Source organism: Mesorhizobium ciceri WSM4083 (assembly GCF_000519305.1).
In the GTDB taxonomy this organism is placed as follows: Bacteria; Pseudomonadota; Alphaproteobacteria; order Rhizobiales; family Rhizobiaceae; genus Mesorhizobium; species Mesorhizobium ciceri_B.
This window is the reverse complement of the sequence record NZ_KI912611.1, coordinates 707-20,733: the sequence shown is the minus strand read 5'-3', so window position 1 is coordinate 20,733 and position 20,027 is coordinate 707. Positions and strand designations below refer to the sequence as shown.

Annotated in this window: 17 protein-coding genes; 16 read left to right on the top strand and 1 reads right to left on the bottom strand. The window is 58.4% G+C overall.

Features of this window, described 5'->3' with window-relative positions:
- The first annotated feature begins 1 nt into the window (after position 1).
- The 9 genes from ccoP to ubiM all read left to right on the top strand — a co-directional run bounded on the left by ccoP (position 2) and on the right by ubiM (position 10,112).
- The gene (gene ccoP, locus MESCI2_RS0133845; RefSeq protein WP_027040367.1) at positions 2–865 is read left to right on the top strand and encodes a cytochrome-c oxidase, cbb3-type subunit III; all 864 of its coding nucleotides are present in this window, start codon (positions 2–4) and stop codon (positions 863–865) included.
- 164 nt (positions 866–1,029) lie between these two features.
- Positions 1,030–2,586 carry a cytochrome c oxidase accessory protein CcoG gene (ccoG, locus tag MESCI2_RS0133840; protein ID WP_032901598.1) on the top strand — a complete coding sequence of 519 codons (1,557 nt, stop codon included), beginning with the start codon at positions 1,030–1,032 and terminating at the stop codon, positions 2,584–2,586.
- Entirely contained in the window at positions 2,583–3,098 is a 516-nt protein-coding gene (locus MESCI2_RS0133835) for a FixH family protein (protein ID WP_027040365.1), read from the top strand. Before ccoG ends, MESCI2_RS0133835 begins: the two co-directional genes overlap by 4 nt.
- Complete coding sequence (locus tag MESCI2_RS0133830) at positions 3,095–5,374, top strand: heavy metal translocating P-type ATPase (RefSeq protein ID WP_027040364.1); 2,280 nt, start codon at positions 3,095–3,097, stop codon at positions 5,372–5,374. Before MESCI2_RS0133835 ends, MESCI2_RS0133830 begins: the two co-directional genes overlap by 4 nt.
- Positions 5,374–5,529: a cbb3-type cytochrome oxidase assembly protein CcoS gene (ccoS, locus tag MESCI2_RS0133825; protein ID WP_027040363.1), complete on the top strand. Its 156-nt coding sequence runs from the start codon at positions 5,374–5,376 to the stop codon at positions 5,527–5,529. Before MESCI2_RS0133830 ends, ccoS begins: the two co-directional genes overlap by 1 nt.
- Before the next feature lie 154 nt (positions 5,530–5,683).
- Positions 5,684–6,262 carry a LacI family DNA-binding transcriptional regulator gene (locus MESCI2_RS1000000139375; RefSeq protein ID WP_081738986.1) on the top strand — a complete coding sequence of 193 codons (579 nt, stop codon included), beginning with the start codon at positions 5,684–5,686 and terminating at the stop codon, positions 6,260–6,262.
- A gap of 24 nt (positions 6,263–6,286) precedes the next feature.
- Positions 6,287–8,149 carry a glycoside hydrolase family 127 protein gene (locus MESCI2_RS0133815; protein WP_027040361.1) on the top strand — a complete coding sequence of 621 codons (1,863 nt, stop codon included), beginning with the start codon at positions 6,287–6,289 and terminating at the stop codon, positions 8,147–8,149.
- A 381-nt stretch (positions 8,150–8,530) separates the two neighbouring features.
- Complete coding sequence (locus MESCI2_RS0133810) at positions 8,531–8,812, top strand: hypothetical protein (RefSeq protein WP_027040360.1); 282 nt, start codon at positions 8,531–8,533, stop codon at positions 8,810–8,812.
- A 118-nt stretch (positions 8,813–8,930) separates the two neighbouring features.
- The gene (gene ubiM / locus MESCI2_RS0133805) at positions 8,931–10,112 is read left to right on the top strand and encodes a 5-demethoxyubiquinol-8 5-hydroxylase UbiM (protein WP_027040359.1); all 1,182 of its coding nucleotides are present in this window, start codon (positions 8,931–8,933) and stop codon (positions 10,110–10,112) included.
- 485 nt (positions 10,113–10,597) lie between these two features.
- On the opposite strand, the gene MESCI2_RS0133800 is transcribed toward ubiM, so the two are convergent.
- Positions 10,598–11,005: an avidin/streptavidin family protein gene (locus MESCI2_RS0133800; protein WP_197031631.1), complete on the bottom strand. Its 408-nt coding sequence runs from the start codon at positions 11,003–11,005 to the stop codon at positions 10,598–10,600.
- A gap of 321 nt (positions 11,006–11,326) precedes the next feature.
- Between MESCI2_RS0133800 and MESCI2_RS0133790 the strand changes: the two genes are divergently transcribed.
- The 7 genes from MESCI2_RS0133790 to MESCI2_RS0133755 form a co-directional block, all read left to right on the top strand.
- On the top strand, positions 11,327–12,994 hold the full coding sequence (locus MESCI2_RS0133790) for a nitrilase-related carbon-nitrogen hydrolase (protein WP_032901597.1): 1,668 nt from the start codon (positions 11,327–11,329) through the stop codon (positions 12,992–12,994).
- A gap of 39 nt (positions 12,995–13,033) precedes the next feature.
- Complete coding sequence (locus MESCI2_RS0133785; RefSeq protein WP_027040356.1) at positions 13,034–13,630, top strand: YiiX/YebB-like N1pC/P60 family cysteine hydrolase; 597 nt, start codon at positions 13,034–13,036, stop codon at positions 13,628–13,630.
- Positions 13,631–13,665: 35 nt separating this feature from the next.
- Positions 13,666–13,992, top strand: a complete 327-nt coding sequence (locus tag MESCI2_RS0133780) for a hypothetical protein (protein ID WP_027040355.1) — start codon at positions 13,666–13,668, stop codon at positions 13,990–13,992.
- Between the two features lie 149 nt (positions 13,993–14,141).
- The gene (locus MESCI2_RS01000000136030) at positions 14,142–14,582 is read left to right on the top strand and encodes a hypothetical protein (RefSeq protein WP_027040354.1); all 441 of its coding nucleotides are present in this window, start codon (positions 14,142–14,144) and stop codon (positions 14,580–14,582) included.
- Positions 14,583–15,093: 511 nt separating this feature from the next.
- Positions 15,094–16,803 (top strand): amidohydrolase family protein, encoded by a 1,710-nt coding sequence (locus MESCI2_RS0133770; RefSeq protein WP_027040353.1) that lies wholly within the window; start codon positions 15,094–15,096, stop codon positions 16,801–16,803.
- A 692-nt stretch (positions 16,804–17,495) separates the two neighbouring features.
- Positions 17,496–17,870, top strand: a complete 375-nt coding sequence (locus MESCI2_RS01000000136025) for a hypothetical protein (protein ID WP_155936724.1) — start codon at positions 17,496–17,498, stop codon at positions 17,868–17,870.
- A 1,416-nt stretch (positions 17,871–19,286) separates the two neighbouring features.
- Positions 19,287–20,027, top strand: a 741-nt coding sequence (locus MESCI2_RS0133755; protein WP_027040352.1) for a VCBS domain-containing protein, incomplete at its 3' end; no start/stop codon positions are given.

Below are 20,027 nucleotides of genomic sequence, written 5' to 3'. Positions count from 1 at the left end.
CATGAGCGACGAGCAGATCGATGATATCTCTGGCATGTCGACCACCGGCCACGAATGGGACGGCATCCGGGAGCTGAACAATCCTCTTCCGCGCTGGTGGATAACCACCTTCTACGTAACGATTGCCTGGGCGATCGGCTACACCATCGCCTATCCGGCATGGCCATTGCTGCACTCGGCGACAAAGGGTGTGCTGGCCTATTCGAGCCGCAACGGGGTCAACAATGAGCTGGCGGCGGCGGAAGCGGGGAAGGGAAAATATGTCGCTGCGATAGAATCGAAAAGTCTCCCTGAGATCGCCGCGGACGACACCCTACGTAAATTCGCCATCGCAGCCGGCGGCGCCGCGTACAAGGTCAACTGCACTCAGTGCCATGGCTCCGGCGCGCAGGGCTCCAAGGGGTTTCCCAACCTCAACGACGACGACTGGCTGTGGGGCGGCAAGGCCGAGCAGATCGAGCAGACGATTATGCATGGCATTCGCTTCGCGTCAGATCCAGACACGCGCCTGTCGGAAATGCCGGCCTTCGGCGACCTCATCACCGCCGACCAGATCGCACAGGTCAGCGCCTACGTCGCCAGCCTTTCCGGCAAAGTTAAAGATGCAAGCCTAATCGAACCAGGCTCCAAGGTTTTCGCGGAAAATTGCGTCGCCTGCCATGGCGACAATGCGAAGGGGAACAGGGAATTCGGCGCCCCTGACCTGACCGACGCTATCTGGCTCTACGGAGGCGGCGAGACGGCCATCGCCGCGCAGGTCCGCGGACCCAAGCATGGTGTGATGCCGGCATGGCTCGGACGTCTGGGCGAAGCCAAAGTCAAGGAACTTGCAATCTATGTCCATTCGCTTGGCGGCGGAGAATAGGAACGGAAGCCCTATTCTCGGCCTCCCCCTGCCAAGCGACGGGGCCCGGCGAAAGCCGGGCCTCGACACCGTCAGGCTGGACCCTGCCTCAACGGCGAGGACCGCCTCAAAAACAAAGGTGTTCGACAGGCGGGCTCTGACATGGCTGGTGAGTGGAGACGCACGTGGGTGAAACGCGGATAGGACGGCTGGAAGCGTCGCCAGCCAATCTCTCCAAGACGCGCCCGACGCGTTACGCTGCGCGCAAAAAGATCTTCCCCAAGCGCACCTCGGGCAACTTTCGCCGCTTTAAATGGCTGGTGATGGCGATCACGCTTGGCATCTATTACCTGACACCCTGGTTGCGGTGGAATCGCGGGCCGTTCGCCCCGGATCAAGCCGTGCTGGTCGATCTTGCGAACAGCCGTTTCTACTTCTTCTTGATCGAGATATGGCCACAGGAGTTCTACTACGTCTCCGGCCTTCTGGTCATGGCCGGAATCGGCCTTTTCCTGATTACCTCGACCGTCGGCCGTGCATGGTGCGGCTATACCTGCCCGCAGACCGTGTGGGTGGACTTGTTTCTCGCTGTGGAGCGGGCGATCGAAGGCGATCGCAACGCCCGCATGAAGCTCGACGCCCATCCATGGACGGCGCGCAAACTGGTGCTACGCGCAACCAAGCACGCTATCTGGCTGATCATTGCAGTAGCCACCGGCGGCGCATGGATCTTCTATTTCGCTGACGCGCCGATGCTGATCGGCCAAGTCTTCACCGGCGCGGCCGCCCCGGCCGCCTACGTCACCATCGGCGTGCTGACGGCGACCACTTACACATTCGGCGGGCTGATGCGCGAGCAGGTCTGCACCTACATGTGCCCTTGGCCGCGCATCCAGGCTGCCATGCTCGACGAGAATTCACTTACCGTGACCTATAACGACTGGCGCGGCGAGCCTCGTTCGCGCCACGCCAAGAAGGCCTTGGCCGCGGGGCAGCCGGTCGGCGACTGCGTTGACTGCAACGCCTGTGTCGCCGCCTGTCCAATGGGGATCGACATCCGCGACGGCCAGCAGCTCGAATGCATCACCTGCGCGCTCTGCATCGACGCTTGCAAGGACGTCATGGACAAGCTCGGCAAGGAGCACGGGCTGATCTCCTATGCGACATTATCCGACTACAGCGCCAATATGGCGGTGGCAACAGCGGGCGGTTCCTCCACAGTGAATCCTTCCTTTGTCAGGACGGATGAAGGCAAATTTTCTGACAAGCTGGCGCAATTCCATATTCGCAAGATTTTTCGCCTGCGCACCTACATCTATCTGGGCGCTTGGTCGGCGGTCGGGCTCGCGCTGGTCTATTCACTTCTGGCCCGTGAGCGGCTGGAGTTGAATGTCCTGCACGATCGCAACCCGCAATTCGTCACGCTGTCCGACGGGTCAATCCGCAACGGATACACCGTAAAGCTGCTCAACATGGCGCCCGAGCCAAGGACAGTCGTCGTCACGATGCAGGGCCTGCCGGGAGCCGAAATGAGCGTCGTTGGTATTGATCTTCCGGCAGGCCGGTCCTTCGCCGTTCCAGTCGAACCCGACCGCCTGAAGATGCTGAAGATTTTTGTGAGCCTACCGGCGGACCGGCTCGGAGGCGCAGCCCAAACGTTCAAATTCCGCGCCGAGGACAAGGCGAGATTCGAGGCGGACGAATACACCGCCACTTTCAGCACCCCGGAGATCACCAGATGAGCGTCAACACGCAACGAAGCTGGGAATTCACCGGCAGACACATGTTAACCACCATTCTCGCCTTTTTTGGTGTGGTCATCGCCGTCAATCTGACTATGGCGACACTCGCCAGCAGGAGCTGGTCCGGCCTCATAGTCGAGAACAGCTATGTAGCTAGTCAGCAGTTCAACGAAGAAGCGAGGAAAGGACGGGCGCAAGCGGCGCTCGGTTGGACCGGCAAGCTGACCGTCGCCTCCGGCGAAGTCCGCTACAGCCTTGCAGACAGCAAAGGCAAGCCGGTGCCGCTGCACGGCGTGAAGGTGCTGTTCCGCCACCCGGCCTACGAAGCCGAGGATGAAGCCCTGACACTTGCCGCGGTGTCCGGAGGCACTTCCGGGAACACCGAAGAATTTGCCGCCCGGCACACGCCAAGGAACGGCGTCTGGATCGTCGAGATCGATGCCGACGCAGGCCTGGCTTCGCCGTTCCGCGACGTTCGTCGCGTCATGATCTCGAACGGGGTCCTGCAATGAGCTGCTGCGCGCCCGGAGCAGAAATGGCGTTGGAAGTCGCCGACGCGGCATCGGCTTTGCCCTCCATTCACGAAATCAAGCTGGCCAGCCGCGCGTTGGGCGGAGACATTCACCAGACGGATTTGTCGGTGCCGGCTGTCCATTGCGGGGGCTGCATCCAGACGATCGAGGCGGCGCTCGCCAAGCTCGAAAACGTCGAAATGGCCCGCGTCAACCTCTCGACGAAACGCGTGTCGGTCCGCTGGCAAGGCGACGAGGTCCCACCTTTCTTCGCCACGCTTTCACGGCTGGGCTACCAGGCACACCTGTTCGACCCGGAAATCCATGAGAAGGACAAGACTCTCTCGGAGCTGATCCGCGCCGTCGCCGTCGCGGGCTTCGCGGCGGGCAACATCATGCTGCTGTCGGTGTCGGTCTGGTCCGGCGCCGAAGGCGCGACGCGGGATCTGTTTCACTGGATATCCGCGCTGATCGCCATCCCGGCGCTCGCCTTCGCCGGCGGCATCTACTTTCGTTCCGCGGCCAACGCGCTGCGCCATGGCCGGATGAACATGGACGTGCCGATCGCGGTGGGTGTTTCGCTCGCCTACGCGACGAGCCTCTATGAAACGATCAATCACGGCGAGCACGCCTATTTTGACGCTTCGGTATCGCTGCTTTTCTTCCTGTTGATCGGCCGCACGCTGGACCACGTTATGCGTGAGCGGGCGCGAACCGCGGTCAATGGCCTGTCGCGGCTTGTCGCACGGGGTTCCATTGTCCTGCGGGACGACGGCACGCGCGAATACGTGCCCGTCGCCGAGCTCATGCCGGGAATGCGCCTTCTCATCGCGGCCGGGGAACGGATACCGGTCGACGGCGATATCATCAGCGGGAATTCCGACCTGGATTGCTCGATCGTCTCCGGCGAGAGCGCTCCCAAAACCGTGAGTGCCGGCACCCATGTCCAGGCTGGCACGCTGAACCTGACGGGTCCTCTGACGATGCAGGCAACCGCCGCCGCGAAGGATTCCTTCCTGGCGGAAATGGTCCGGCTGATGGAGGCCGCAGAGGGAGGCCGCTCGCGCTACAGGAGGATTGCGGACCGGATATCGGCGCTCTATGCGCCCGTGGTCCATCTGGCGGCCTTTGCCACGTTCCTCGGCTGGATGATCGCGTCCGGCGATTGGTACCGCGCCATCACCGTCGCCATCGCCGTGCTCATCATCACTTGCCCCTGCGCCCTCGGCCTTGCCGTGCCGATTGTCCAGGTCATGGCGGCCCGGCGCCTGTTCGAGGCCGGAGTCATGGTCAAGGACGGCTCGGCTCTGGAGCGTCTCGCCGCAATCGACTCCGCCGTGTTCGACAAGACCGGTACGCTGACCCTAGGATTGCCCAGACTCGTCAATGTGGCAGCAATCGATCCGGCCATGCTGGCCATCGCGGCCGACATGGCTGCGCATTCCCGCCACCCTTTTTCAAAGACGCTGGCCGGCCTTGGGGGTTTTGCGGGTCAGCCAAAACTTGAGTCCGTCAGTGAGTACCCCGGATGCGGGATCGAAGGCACCGCTGCGGGCAGCACGTGGCGGCTTGGCCGACGCGGATGGGCGGCGTGGAAAGCTCGAATCAGCGGCAAAGGCACAAATGGCGGAACGGTTTTGACGAAAGACGGGGTCATAGTTGCGTCGTTTGTTTTCGAGGATGCGCTGCGCGCTGACGCCAGGGCAGCCATATTGAAGTTGAACGAGCAAGAGGTGTCGGTGCAAATGCTGTCGGGCGATACCGCAGCCGCCTGCCGTGAGGTTGCAAACCTGTTAGATATCCGCCGCTTCGTCCCGGACCTCCTGCCATCCGGCAAGGTTGAGCGCATCGAAACGCTGGCGACGGCCGGACACAAGGTTCTGATGGTCGGCGACGGACTCAATGATACGCCCGCCCTGGGCGCGGCTCACGTCTCGATCGCTCCGGCCAGCGCAGCCGAGATTGGTCGCAATGCCGCGGATTTCGTCTTCCTGCGCGAAAGCCTTCTCGCAGTATCCCTTGCTCTGGAGGTCTCGCGGAAGGCGGGAGGGCTGATTCGCCAAAACATCGCCGTCGCAATTCTCTACAATACCATCGCTGTACCAGTCGCTATTCTAGGGCACGTCACTCCGCTTATCGCGGCGATTGCCATGTCTGCGTCATCACTGCTGGTGATCGGGAATGCATTGCGCCTGGAAGGCTTTGTTCGGGACGCACCAACGAAAACTGTTCCCAATGATGGACGCTCCAACAGTAGCGGATTGGCACAGTTGTAATGACGACGCTAGCGTATCTGATACCTGTGGCTTTGCTCCTCGGCGGGCTTGGGCTGTCTGGCTTCCTATGGGCCTTGAAAAGCGGTCAATACGAGGATCTCGACGGGGCAGCAGAGCGTATCCTTATCGACCAGGACGACAAGCCGGAACGCTGAATAAGCCGCTGTGCAGGCGGCCGTGCGGATGCCGGCCGTAAGCCGAGTCGTCCGGAACAACTGCTGAGGTAGCCAGCTTCACCTGGCCGCCGCTGACGCTGATCTGTGAAAGGCATCTGTCGCTCGAAGAATTACGTCGCCCATCCGCCCCAATATGCAGGCGGGTGATCCTCGAACCGCGGTCGCCGGAATTGTCGTGCCGATTGACCCAGATCAGGGTTATCTGCTCAGCGGTGTGGTTTCATCGGCCAGTCTTCCAAGGGGTGAAAGCATGCCTCCGTCGATGAATCGCACCGCCGAACGCCTCGGCGATCGGTCTGGATCAAGACCGACACGAAGGGCGGCCAGGGCCACAAGTGGACCGAGGCGTGGGTGCGCGAGGCGGCGGCCGGATTCTTGTGAGCAAACGCCGAACGCGACCTTCGGCGGCAACGATCAGATCGCCCGGGGCGCGTGCGACTCGCTCTGCGAGATTGGCTCGCTAATACATGCCGACGTAGCCCTCGCTAGTTTTGAGAACATTGTGGCCCTTGCGGCGCGTCCGCAGCTGACAACCGTCGATTTGAACCTAAAGGGGCTCGGACGCGAGGCTGCTGACCGCGTGCTCAAGATTATCGCGGGACGGCAGCAGAGCGGCGTCAGGCGCTGGCCATGTTCGCTGGTCCTGGCCGGCATCGTCGCAGCCATGAACTCGCTAGTGCACTTCGTTGCAGGAACGGATGCGTCCGAATGAACCAAGCCAGTTCGGTTTGTCGATTTGGCGCTGGAGGGGCAATTTTGGCGCGAACGGCTAGAGACGGTCCTGACACGTACCATCCCCAGCCAGCACGTCCAGCTTGGCAAGCACGGTATTTTGCAGTCCCTGACCCTGCCGAACCGCCCGCCGTCGTTCCGAGACAATGGGCATGATTTCGTGCAGCTGTTCTGGGACTCCGACGTCGGCAAGTGGATCGAAGCGGCATCCTATGCGCTGTCACACAGGAGCGACGCCGACATGGTGGCCAGGATCGAAAAGATCGTCGACGATCTCGAAAAAGCGCAGGCTCCCGACGGCTATCTGAACTGCTGGTACTTGCAGCGCGACCCAGACAAGCGCTGGACGAACCTACGCGACAATCACGAACTCTATAATCTTGGACATTTGCTCGAAGGCGGCATCGCCTACTTCGTTGCGACTGGCCAGCGCCGGCTCCTCTGCATCCTCGAGCGCTATGTCGACCATGTGCGCAAGACATTCGGCCCGAACCCCGGCCAGAAGCGCGGCTATTGCGGCCATCAGGAGATAGAGCTGGCTCTCGTTAAGCTCTATCGCTTGACGGGAGAGAGAAAGCATCTCGACCTCGCAGCCTATTTCATCAATGAGCGCGGGCGCCAGCCGCACTACTTCGATCAGGAAGCAGTTGCGCGCGGGGAGAGTCCGCAGGATTTCTGGGTGGAGAGATTTGAGTACAGCCAATCGCATAAGCCGGTGCGCGAGCAGACCATTGTGGTTGGACATGCCGTCCGCGCCATGTACATGTTTTCTGCCATGGCCGACCTCGCGGCGGAACTGAATGACGACAGCCTAAAGAAAGCATGCGAGCTGCTCTGGGCTGACGTCATGTCCTCAAAGATCTATATTACTTCCGGCTTGGGTCCGGCCGGCGGGAATGAAGGCTTTACCGAGGCCCATGACTTGCCGAACGATACGGCCTATGCCGAGACCTGCGCTTCTGTAGCGCTGATTTTCTGGGCCCATCGTATGCTGCATTTCGATCTCGACGGCCGCTACGCCGACGTTATGGAACGGGCGTTGTTTAACGGCGCGCTGACCGGCCTGTCGCGCGATGGCCGGCACTATTTTTATACCAATCCGCTGGACAGCGATGGACGACACAGCCGATGGGCCTGGCACACATGTCCATGCTGCACGATGAATTTGTCGCGTCTGATCGCTTCGGTCGGAGGCTATTTTGTCTCGGCCAGCGAAGACGCAATTGCCTTCCATCTCTACGGCGGCATTTCGACGAACATCCAGCTCGCTGGAGCAAATGTGTTCCTGCGGGAAACCAGCGCCTATCCACTATTTGGCTCGATTAGGATAGAGGTCAGCCCTGACGCGCCGGCCGAGTTCACCGTCAAACTGCGTATTCCCGGCTGGGCGCACGAAGCTAAGGCTTCGGTCGGGGAACATGTGATCGACGTGACTGCATGTACCAGAAATGGCTATCTTTCAATCTCGCGGCTATGGTCCCCAGGAGACATGATCGCCCTCGAGCTACCGATGTCTCCCGAGCGGATCTATGCTCATCCGTTGGTCAAGCAGGATATCGGCCGGGTGGCGCTCAAGCGCGGACCGTTGGTTTATTGCGTTGAAGAGGTCGACAATCCCGGGGCGCGCGTGCAGCAGCTCAAGCTGCCGCGAGAGGCCAAGATCGAAACGGTCGAACGGGGCGATCTTTTCGACGGCGTGGTCACGCTGACCACCTCCGCGCAGCGCGTCGAAGACCAAGCCTGGGGAGATGGCCTGTACAGGAGTGCGCCCCCGATCGCTTCGGACTGCCAGCTAACTGCCCTGCCATATTATCTCTGGAACAATCGGGCGAAAGGCTCCATGCAAGTGTGGCTGCTGGAAACCTGAATGGCCGACGTTAGAAACCCGCTGGTTGGATGGCTATCTGCTCAGGGGAGCGCAGCAAAGGCCGGGTTCGATCAGCCGCTGCCCTGTCTCATGAGACTACCTCTTCGGTTTCCGAATCGTGCGGATATTCCTTCCCGGTTTCTTGAGGCGATGCGGCGGCCACTGGATCGCGCGATCGGTCCGCCGCCTGCGGCTCAAGCCCACCAACATCTCACGAAGAGCCTAACTGGATCGCCGGAAACGACAGCCACCATGAAGAAGGTCGTAGTGAGCGGGTCAGGTCGCTGCAATTCCCTTTCGGCTGAGCGAGCGTGGCGAAGTCGAGATGATGCTGGAACATGGCATCGCTGAGCTTAGAATTTTGTTTGCAGGAGTGAATGGATGCCACGGTTTCGCCTATTGACGAGCTTCATGTCGGGAATGTTGGCAACGGTGACATTGCCGGGTCCGGTCGCCTCGGCACCAGTCCTCAACCCCGCCAATCGCAATGCGCTGGTGCAGCAAAACGAACTGTTGATGCTGGAGAACAGGCTGCGGCGGCAGCAATATCAGGAGCAGCAGCAGCAGTTTCGCGCCAAGGATCGCGAGCAGCAACGGCCCGGTCGACCGCTTATTTGTCAGGTGCAGCGGTCGGGCAACGGCTTTGTTAGCATCTGCCGCTGATGCCACCTATTAGGCGACTGTACCTTGTGCGCGTCATGCTTAAACTAGCATCAAAAGCGTTTTTGATTTCGCGGTTCGTGCTTGAGCACTGGAGAGCCGACGCAATGGCGCCACGCTGATGGGCGGGTCCGACAGCAGCTTTGACATCATTGTCGTTGGCGCGGGGCCGGTCGGCCTTTCCTTCGCCGCATCGCTCGCCCAGAGCAAACTCAAGGTGGCACTTGTTGAAGCCCTTGCTCCGGAAAAACTTGCGAATCCGGCGTTCGACGGTCGCGAGATCGCGCTGACCCACGCCTCGATCAGAATCCTTCGCGAGCTCGGCGCCTGGGATGCCATTCCCGCTTCGGACAAATCATCACTTCAAGGCGCACGCGTCCTCAACGGATCGAGCTCTTTCGCTCTGCGTTTCGATTCCTCGAGCCAATCTGGGCAACCTTTGGGAGTTCTCGTCCCAAATTGCCGGATTCGCGATGCCCTTTTCAAAATCATCCGCTTGCAGGATCATGCCCGATTGCTCTGCGGCCATTCAGTCGTGAATGCAACAAACAGCCGCCGAGGAGTAGTCATAACGCTGTCCGATGGCAGGCAATTGACCGCTCGACTTCTAGTTGCTGCGGACTCTCGTCTGTCCACCACGCGCGACCTCCTGAGTATCGGTGCGGATGTTAATTGGCTCGGCCACTCAATGCTTATTTGCCGGGTAAGGCACGAGCATGCCCACCACCAGATTGCAATCGAATGGTTCGATCACCATCAGACGATAGCGATGTTGCCCCTTGAGGAAGGCGTGTCATCGCTGCTGCTCACTTTGCGCTCAAACGAGGCCGATAGACTACTTGCCTTCGACGACGATCTATTCCTTAGGGAATTGACGAACCGGTGTGGAAGCCGCCTTGGAAAAATGACTTTGGCAAGCAGCCGCCATAGCTATCCGCTCGTCACGACGTGGGCGCACAAATTCTGCGCTCCGAGCGTCGCGCTCATCGGCGACGCTGCGATTGGCATGCATCCGGTGACCGCGCATGGGTTTAACATCGGCCTCTGCAGCCAGAAGCAACTCGCCTATAGAATCTTGACAGCATGTCGCGATGGTCGCGACATTGCCGATCCCGACATGTTGCGCAATTACGAAAGCTGTTTGCGACTGTCGGCGGGGCCGCTTTACCATGCTACGAACGTACTTGTGGGCCTCTACTCAAGCGAGCGCCGAGCGGCACGGCTTGCAAGACATTTAGGGCTTCGCTTCGCCCAGCACCTTCCCCTTATCCGCCATGGCATTGCGGCCATGCTCAGGCGATGAAACCACACGAGCAGCTTTGGAAGTTGGCCCCGATGAGCCATCATTCCACGGAACCTACCAAGCCGTGGCGGGGATAGCGTTTCCTATCTCAATGGCGTCGCGCTCGCATTAAGGGTGGTTCGGCAGCGGCAGAGCATCACGGCTTGTTCAACAAGGAGCCTGACCATGCCGTATCCTGTTCTTGATGCACCTATCAGTCCACTGCGTCAGCGACTGATCGACGACATGAACATGCGGCCATGGAACTGAAAAAGTCGTCGTGATCCGCTGGTGACACGCGCCTAGGTGCAGCGGCATACGTGGCGCGAGCATGGATATCTTGGCCAACGTGCGGTGGGCCACCCGGGCGGCGGAGCGGTAGCGGTGGCCATTTGGCTAGACTAAAAGGCTCTCAGATAATGCTGGATACTGGGTGGCAGAAACGCGCTTAGGATGAGGCCGTCAATCCGACGCGGTCTGATGTTGTCAAATCGGCCACATGGCGACTACTGCTTCGTAAACGTATCCGACCCGGTTGCCGTGGAAAAACCATCCGGGGTCAAATAGACCAATTCCCATATCGTTGTTATTTTGTCGCCGGCGAGTTTGCCTGTCCACAGAGTAATGGTGCGGCAATCCATGCTTTGATTTTTGAAGGTGACGTATAGCTTAACGTCGTCATTTTCAATCTTTCCCGCAAGGTCGAAGCCCGGCGTTCCCAGGCAGGCGGTGTTCGGGGCATTGTTAGTAAAATTGCCGAGGATCTTACCTGACGAAGCATCAACGCTTTGGACTGTGAGCACAGACCCTCGCTCATTGATCCAAGTTGACGGGACGGGGAGAGTTTGCGCCAGCGCTAGGTGCGGCAAGATAGCAGCGGCAGCGGTAACCCTCAAAAACAGCTTCAATCGCATTTCCTCTCTCCCACCAGCTGGCGTTGTCATACATACTATCATCATCAGAAAGCTCGCCAGTACACTTCAATGGTGACTATCGAAAAATGGGTCGTTTTCTGCCCACCGATTGCATGCGCCAACAATCATCTTTCGGTGATCGTCATCGGACTGGGAGCGCTGCCGCCAATGTTGAAGTCCTGAGAGCATTCCCTTGATGCCCACGGGGCATTGGGGTTGGCACGCAATGCGAAATCCTGACGGGCAGTAAAATATCTTTTTGATGTCGACCGAATTCACATTCCAGTCTACGGTAATATCGGCTTTTAAGAGGGAAAAGCAATGTGGCGGCGTTTAGTTCGAATACTCCTTCCGCTGCTTTTCATGCTGCCGATGACGTTTGCGAGCGCGGCTCCCGTAAAGGTAGCTACTATTCACTTCAAACCTGTGCTTGGGGACGTTCCTGGAAATCGGGCGCGGCTGCTGGCGCTGAGTGAACAAGCCGCGAGAGCCGGCGCGAAGATCATTGTCAATACTGAGATGGCGACATCAGGCTACGCAATCTTCAGCAGAGCAGACATGGCCAAGGTCGCCGAAACAATTCCGGGTGCGAGCACGGAGGCGTTTGGTAAGCTTGCGAAACAGTATGGAGTCTACATCGCGATCGGTTTGCCTGAATTTGAAAAAGCGACCGATCAATACTTCAATTCCGCCGCGTTGATCGCCCCAGACGGCACTGTTGCCGGTAGCTACCGCAAGCGCAACACACTGCTCGAAGCTTCGTACAATGCCATCGCTGGTGGCCCTGTGCCAATTTTCGATACGCCGTATGGAAAGCTGGCGATCGTAATCTGTGCCGACCTTTTCTATCCACATTTTGCTCGACTGGCTGCCGTTGAGGGGGCGGATATTCTCCTTGCGCCCGCCAACACAGGCGTCGATCTGTCGTTTCTCAAACAGAGAGCCAGGGAGAACGACGTGGCACTGATCGTCGCCAACAGGTATGGGACAGAGACGCGGGGCGTGCAGGTCGATGCATTCGACGAAGATACGTTCACAATTGCGTCTCCTTTCCCCTACGACTTTTCGTACGGATCTCTAAGCGCAATCGTCGAGCATGACGGGAAAGCGATCTCGCAGTGGACTGATGCGAACGATGGAGTCGTTCTTGGCGAGATCGACCCGCCTGATCAGCACATCTTTCCTGTCATTCGGCGTCCAGATCTCTATGCGCTGCTCAATCAGGATACGCTTGAGGGCTACACCTTCACCCAGTTGGGACTACCTGCGCCCGCTGCGGGAATCTTGGTTGCCGCTGATCTTGGAAATGGCACTCACGCCGTGTCCGATGTTGTCGCCGCGCTTGAAAACGCGATCACAAAGGCGAAGGTGGAACACAGGAAGGTGAGCCTCTTTGTGCTCCCGATTGGCACCTTCGCAACTGACGAAGAAACAATACTCGATCAACTGGCGGCGCTCGCAAAACGAAAGAGCGTGGATTTGGTGATCCCCTTCGACAACGCTGGAGCAATGCGACAGCCCACGAGTATCCTGTTTGCGGTCGACGGAGGCGAGGTGACGCTTCATCGCTATGTCAGAACGCACCGACTTGCCAACGAAGGCATTAGGCCCGGAGACGACTTCGTGATCGTCGATAGGCCCTACGGGCGGCTCTCTATTCTTCAAGGGCCAGATCTGCTGGCTCCCGAGACAACTATGGTAATGGAAAAACTAGGCGTCGATGTCGTGGCCGTTTCGGCGGACATCGGCACGGCTGACGTGGACGTGGTTTGGAGAACTCGGGCTGCCGATTATCTGAACATCGTCGTCGCCAATGGCTCCGGTGACGAAGGCGTCTTCCTCGGCGGCTACCCGCCCCAACCGTCCGAATCTGTAGGCGAGGGGCTGGTGTTGATGCAGTCGGACAGTGGGCTGGTTCGAAACAAGAAGGAACCGCGCCATGTGGACGTGACTCCTTTGCTGGTGAGTTGTGCGCTTTCGCGATGCTGAACTGGGGTGAGACTGAGCTAACTTCAGGGGGGCCAACGCATGGATATCACTACCGGAGACCTGGTTTTCACTTGCATCGGACCAATGACCGATGCGATTTCCGTCGTTACTCGAGGTTATCGTAGCTGCCTCATGAACCATGTCGGCGTTGCGGTCGAAAATCAGAAAGGTCTCTTTGTTTTGGAAGCTTTTCCCCCCGAGGTCAGAGTGACCAACTGGGAGGTGTATGCCCGTCGCACGGAATTTCCGCCCGGCTCCGGCCAGCGCCGCTTTTTGGTGGGTCGGCTCCGGCCAAGCCACTCTCGTCTCATGCCGGCAGCCATCGCCTACGGGCTGACCCTGCGCGACGTCCCGTACGACCAGCTCTATTCGACCGATCAAGGCGCACTTTATTGCAGCGAACTGGTCGTCGACATGTTCGCATACGCCAATGGTGGGCACCAGTTCTTCGCCGAGAATCCGATGAGTTTCAGAGACCCATCTACCGGAGAGATCCTGCAAACGTGGGTCGAGTATTATGCATATTTTGGGTTAGAGGTACCGCAAGGGGAGCCAGGTTCAAACCCGGGGGACCTGAGCCTCGATCCTCGTCTCGAAATCATCGAAATAGAAGGTCCCATTCCTGGATTGAGCTGAAACGAGATGACACAGGCAGGAAAGGAACTGCAATCATGATGGAAAGAGAAGCGCCGAGGATTGACGAGTTTCCGCACGTTATCCTCGAGCGGACGGATATGGTCCCGGAGATCATGATTGCTGCCGGCCGTGCCGAGCGAGCGGCTCGCCGGGCAAGGAACGCGGGCAATCTGCGTTCGACGGACGTCGTCCATGCCATTCAGAAAGTGAATGGCATGCTAATGAGCGCCGCAGCGCGATGTGGGCAGAATCCGCCGCCGCCCACCGACATCGAAATGACTACAGACCCCGACGGGTACCTGATTTACCGCTGTCAGCATGCCACGCCGCATAAATGGAAACTTGATGGCACGCCGATATGAATGCGGCGTTTGGAGGCGCACTGGCGGGCCTCCCAGCTCTTCTCGGCGTCCTCCTCGGAATCCGAACTTTTACGGGGGGGTGGGGTTGGGTCGTTGCTAGTCTCGGCCTCATTGCCATAGCTACGGCATCGTTAGGTGTTGGAAAACAAATGATGCACAGCCAACCCGGAATCGGGCGATGGTTCATCGAAGTATGGATCGTTGCGTCCGTCGGAGTAATGTCAATTGCGACGGCGCTCATTCTCTGGATTGGACTCGAACCTCTTCCCAGCTTTCTTGGCGTTGTTTCCGACGCTGATGCTATAAAATTTGTAACCGGCGCGTTTGCTGGCGCAATTACAACATACGTCGCGCTCGTATGGACTAAGGACATATCAGATTCGAAAGGCTTCTTCTGGCCAAGCTTCCAGTTCAAGCAGGCGATCGGGAATGCCTACGGTATGATGGTCCTCAAACCCGCACCGGCCACGCGCGCGAGAGAGGCAATGTTCGACGACACAATCGAAGGGCTGGGCGCCGTCGGCTGGGACTTTGACGGACGCGGCACGCGCGCAAAGATCCTGGCAAATTTCATTGCAGACTTCGGCTAACTCCCTTGACCCGCCGCAATCCTCCGAAGGATGACATGCTTGCTATCGATTTATTTGCTGCATCCCGCTGAAGAGGTGCAAGCTCGGCCTCCGTCAGCCGAAGGGAATCGGAATCGTCTTCCGGTTTTTGTGTGTTTCGTCATTCAACTTCCCCCACGTGGAATCGAATGACGTGCCAACTATAGAAAACCAACGATTTGAGTGTCTGAGGGGCACGCTGGGCTGATATCCCTCTGCGTGCAAAAAGCGGCGCTTAGGGCGGGCCCCGCAACCACTTCTATCATAAGGTGGTGATTTAGCAGGTCGGGCGTTGGTGTCAGCTCGGTGTGTTGTTCCAGGAAGTCGTCGCACACGCAGTAAACCCTACGTTTGACGGACCTCAAAGGCAAGGTATCGTTATATTGCGGCAGAAAACTAATGGTCGTATCGCTGCAGTTGGATACTATTCATGAATGAGACGACACCGAAGTAGAAACGCCTCGTGCCTGTGTCGATGCTTGGGGGAAGAATAATGAATCGTCGAAATTTCATGAAGCAGTCATCGATGTCTCTCATTGCCGTTGCTGCCGGTTGCAAGACGGAAGGCGAGGCCGAATCCGGCCACGACGCACCTTTGATCGACGCTCATTGTCATGTGTTCAACGCATCCGACCTGCCGACAGCACGCTTCCTTCGGCAGGTCGTATTTGACGACTTTCCCAAGCAATCAGCCAAGATCCTGGCAATACGTGATCCGGATATCGCCGATGAGTTCTACAAGCTCATTGTGCGATTGCTGGGAACCGACAAGGCGCCAAGCGCCGATCAGGAGATCGCCTACCTGACGACAGGTCGACATGCCCAACAGTCGGCTCAATTAGCCGACAAGGCGCGGCAGGCTGCGGTTGAGGACACTGCACATCACTTGCTTGACTTGGACCGGAAAAGCAAACGGATCATCAGTATGGACAGTCTATCCGCCAGGTCTGAGCGGGCTCCGCTGGCGGAGGAAAAATTCCTGAACTACATGCTTGGGGAACCGACGGTCACGCTTCGGGCAGGCAAGGAATTTTCGTATGCGCATGCCCGCGCCGCAAGTCAAAGAGCATTCAACGGTCAGAGTGCGCTCGCCAGGTATCTGAACTGGTTCAGCCTCTTCAGGCTCTATCGCCACGTCCTCGTCGAGCGTCTCGTCTCAGACACCGAACGGCAGGGCTTCCGGCCTCTGATGCTGACCCCAGCGCTGGTGGACTATGATGAATGGCTCTACGAGGACGTCGATGCCTCGCCGCTGCCGCGCCAAATGCTGGTGATGGACAGGATTTCGCAGCGCATGGCCAAGAAGGGCCCCGTTGTTCATGGTTATATGGGCTTTGATCCGCTGCGGGAGGTTGCCCATCGGGCCGGCAAGAGCGCTGTCAGTTCGCTGGCGACGATGCGGGCAGCCCTGACAGAGCACGGCTTCATTGGCGCGAAGCTTTATCCGCCCATGGGTTTTCGCGCTTCCGGCAACTCCCGACCCTATCCCTTTCGCACCGTTGCGGCTCTGGGTTTTGATCCAAGCAAACGGCTGGATGCCGCCCTGGAGGACCTTTATCGGTTGTGCGTGGAGCTGGATGCTCCCATCCTTGCCCATGCCCCGGCGTCCAATGGCTCAGGTCCTGGGTATGAAAAGCGGGGAGACCCTGCCTATTGGATCCCGATCCTCCAGAAGTTCCCGAGTTTGCGGGTATGCTTGGCCCATTTCGGCACCTTCGATACGAAATCGGCAGGGCGCGGAGATATGCCTTTGCCGCAGGGGAGTTGGGAATGGCGGCTTGGCGAATTTGTCAAAGCCCATCCGCGGCAGAATGTTGTCGCTGACATCAGCTACTTCTCCGAGGTCCTGACCGCCAAGGCAGAGACCAGGAAATCCCTGGCAGCCTCTTTCAGGCACTGGGTGGCGGAATTTGACCCTGAATGTAACCACATCCTGTTCGGGAGCGACTGGATCATGCTCGGCAAGGAAGCGGGCTACAGTCATTACATCGAAAGCATCAACGCTTTCCTGCGGACCGACTGTGGCCTGTCGGACGACGCTTGTGACAAGATATTCCGGCGCAACGCATTGCGATTTCTTCCGCTTGCAAAGGGCAGCCGCGGGCGGGGCCGTCTCCTGGCATACTACAGAAAAAATGGACTGGACGCGTCGCGCTTGCCGTCGATGGGTCCCGGCCTTCTGGCGCCGTTGTTCGGCAGTTAGAGATTTGTTCTCTGGACAGCACTGCCGGCCAGACCGCGCTGAAGAAGGCCCAGCTTCGACTGTCGATAGCGCACATAGTCTTCGCGTCTGGGCGCGGCGCGAAAAATTCGAAGGGCTCGAACTCTAATCTCGCGCGCCGAGGCAAATCAAAGCAGTGGGGCGGTAGTGGCGCGCCGTGGCAAGTGTTGATTTTAAACGCTGCATTCAGGGAAAAGCGTATGCTGAGACATTTGTTATCTGTTGCGCCGATTTAAGGAGAAAGCCAAGGGCCCAAGTAATACGAACGAAGCAAAGGGAGAGAACAAAAGGGGAGGCGCAAGTGCCAACGGGACAGAAAGAGTCGGTATCTCGTCAAGCGGCTCCAAAGCTTGAGAGCGGACTTAGCGAGGCCAGGCTCGATCACGCAAGCCCTGCAGGCCCTGGAAGTCCTTTCTCGACTGGAACTGGCGGGCGGGGCCCCAGCAAACCGTGTGGCGCTGCGGCGTAAGCTCGAGGGCGTATGCAATGCGTTCGCCAACGGGCGTATCCGCATCCTTGCCAAGACCCCAAGCGGGGCAAAATGGGTTAGTCAGTTTCCTGGAAGCACGTCGACTTCGGACCTGAATGCCTCATTCCGACCCGGAGTGGATTCGTTCATATCGGCCATGCGCTCTGCAGGGGCCGCGGTCTCAATAGGCACCACGCTCAGGCCGGTGGAACGCGCCTATCTGATGCACTACTCATGGCGCATCACGAAAATGGACATCGACCCGGCGAACGTTCCCGCCCTCGCAGGCGTCGACGTCCAGTGGGTGCACGATACGCTCGAGGCGTCGCGGCAGGCCGCTCAGGACATGGTGGCCGGATATCAAATCGTCGCCAAGCCCGCCTATCCAACCAAGCATTCCGACGGCACGGCCATCGCAGTGGGACACGGATCCCTCGATGAAGCCGCTCACGTCGCCTTTGCGCCGGCTTTCGGCCGCCGCCCGTTCGGGGTCCCGGAAACCGCAATTTCGCGGCCACGAGCAGTGCTTTCCGGCTCTGTCCGCTATCATTCTGAACGCCGGGAGCTGCCAATCGGCTAGCGGCCCCACTGCGGCCATTCGCCAACTGGCTGCGAATAGTCCAAAGTTCGTATACAGTGGAATTGTGCAAATTCGTCGGTGCTCGGTGGGCCAAACGGATGCGAAACCAAGCAGCCGCTGTCTGTGTCGTTTGCGTACCGCGTCCGTTGGATCCGCCGAAATGGCGTGCACGCGCCATTCTGTTTGGCGCTGCGAAGGCGCTACCGTAAATGATGCAGTCAAAAGGATGCACGCTGCGACAGCGACTACATTGTTGTAGCGTTTTCAACAGCGTAAGAATCTGACGGTATTTTGGACGGTATTATGGAATTCGTTGAAAGAAATTAGTATGCAAAATCAGTGTGTTGAAGTTCCCGTTGATCATCGAGTGGGAGTGACGGGCTAGCGTAGTCTGGCGTGCTCCGGCGTAGTTTTTCGCAGAAAAAGCAACGGTTTGCGGTCTATCTCGTTCACCACCGAATCTACATCATCAACTGAACCCATTGCTGCTCTAAGTCACTGATTTTTTGGCTGCCGGCAAATTGGACCTTCGCCTGGAGCAAAGGACAGCAGCTCAATTTGACGGTACTTTTCATACGAGGCTCAACGTTCGAGAAAAGTACCGTCACGGATCTCGGACCTGACGATATTTTTTTCAAGTCAACATTCTGAATATATAAAGAAAATCGCCCGCGGATGACGTTTCCGCGCTGACGGTGCTTTAGCATGTTCCGGCATCGGCGAACGCCATTTGTGGACGCGGGCGAAGCTAGTGACACGATAGTTGAGCCAATTGTCGCTTCAGATGCGGCTCTGCCGGTCTAGTCGTCCTGCGCTTGGGCCTCGGCGATTGGTCTGCGGCGTCGGCTCCTCCGAGGGCCACAAATTCTTCGAACGTCATTATCCAGTTTTGAGGCTGGATTTTGATATTGTGCCGCATGTCGGTCGTTGCGATCACCTTGCCGTTACGCGGAAGCAGACCGTGTGTATGTTGTAGTGTTCAGCCCAACAACCTGCCATTTGGTCGAGCCGAACACCGATATCATGGCCGCGGCTCCTTCAACTATTAACTGTTTTGCAAACTTGCACGTTGACGCCACCGCTCTGCTAGAGTTAATAATCTCCTAATATAAGCGTTGTCTAAAATTCGTGACCGGTAACCGGCGAGTTAGACGATGCAATTGGGGTAGGGAGACGCAGAGCGGCGACCAAGGTCGTCGCTGCCACCGTCATCGAGCCACCGTCCGTCCATGAATGGCCAGCTTAAACCAGCTGTTCGTAACGGAGAGGTTTGTCTGGATGGCGCCGGCAAGTGATGCCTGCGCGAATTGCACGCCGATCGCGCGACTATTCTTCGACTGGAAGCAGCCGGTCGTTCAGTACTGTTTATGAAGCAGATGGTTGGGCATCTGTTCTTTAACAACTAGGGGGGTGAAAATGGCTACTCAGGTCACCGGTGCCGGCGGCACCACGGCGTCTTTTTCAAACACGCCGCAGGCGAAGGATGATGTTTTCACCTATTCGGAAGACGTCACGGGCATCCTATCCCTGAATGTTTTGGCGAACGATCTGGGCGGAGCGGCCAAACAACTCTACTCCATCGACAACGCTGACAGCTTGTCGACCGCAACCAAGACATATGCCCCGGCAGATCTGCTCGCGCGTGACACGACATATTCTACCGATAGTTCGGGAGCCGCCGGGAGCACCGACACAAGCCTGTTGGGAGCCAAGATCTGGATGGCCAGCGATGGCACGATCCACTACGACACGGCCAGTATCGCTGCGCAGCTACAGGCACTTTCCGCGGGTCAGGTTCTCGTCGACAAGGTGACCTACGCCATTCAGCTCGGCAATGGCACGTTGAGCTGGGCCACGGCCACCGTTCAGTTCACCGGCACCAACGACAAACCCGATATCCATCTGGTGACGAGCGACAGTGCGGCGGCCTCTCTGATCGAGACCAACTCGGCTCTGACGAAAAGCGGCACGCTGACTGTGAACGACGCTGATGTCTCCGACACGGTAACCGCAAGTGTCGCCTCAGTGTCGCTCACCGGCACCACGGGCGGGCTGAACAGCACCGCCGTGCTCGGCATGCTGACGGTCTCGCCGACCTCATTGACGGCCAACCCGGGCGAAACCAACAATCTGGGCTGGACCTTCAATTCGGCGCCA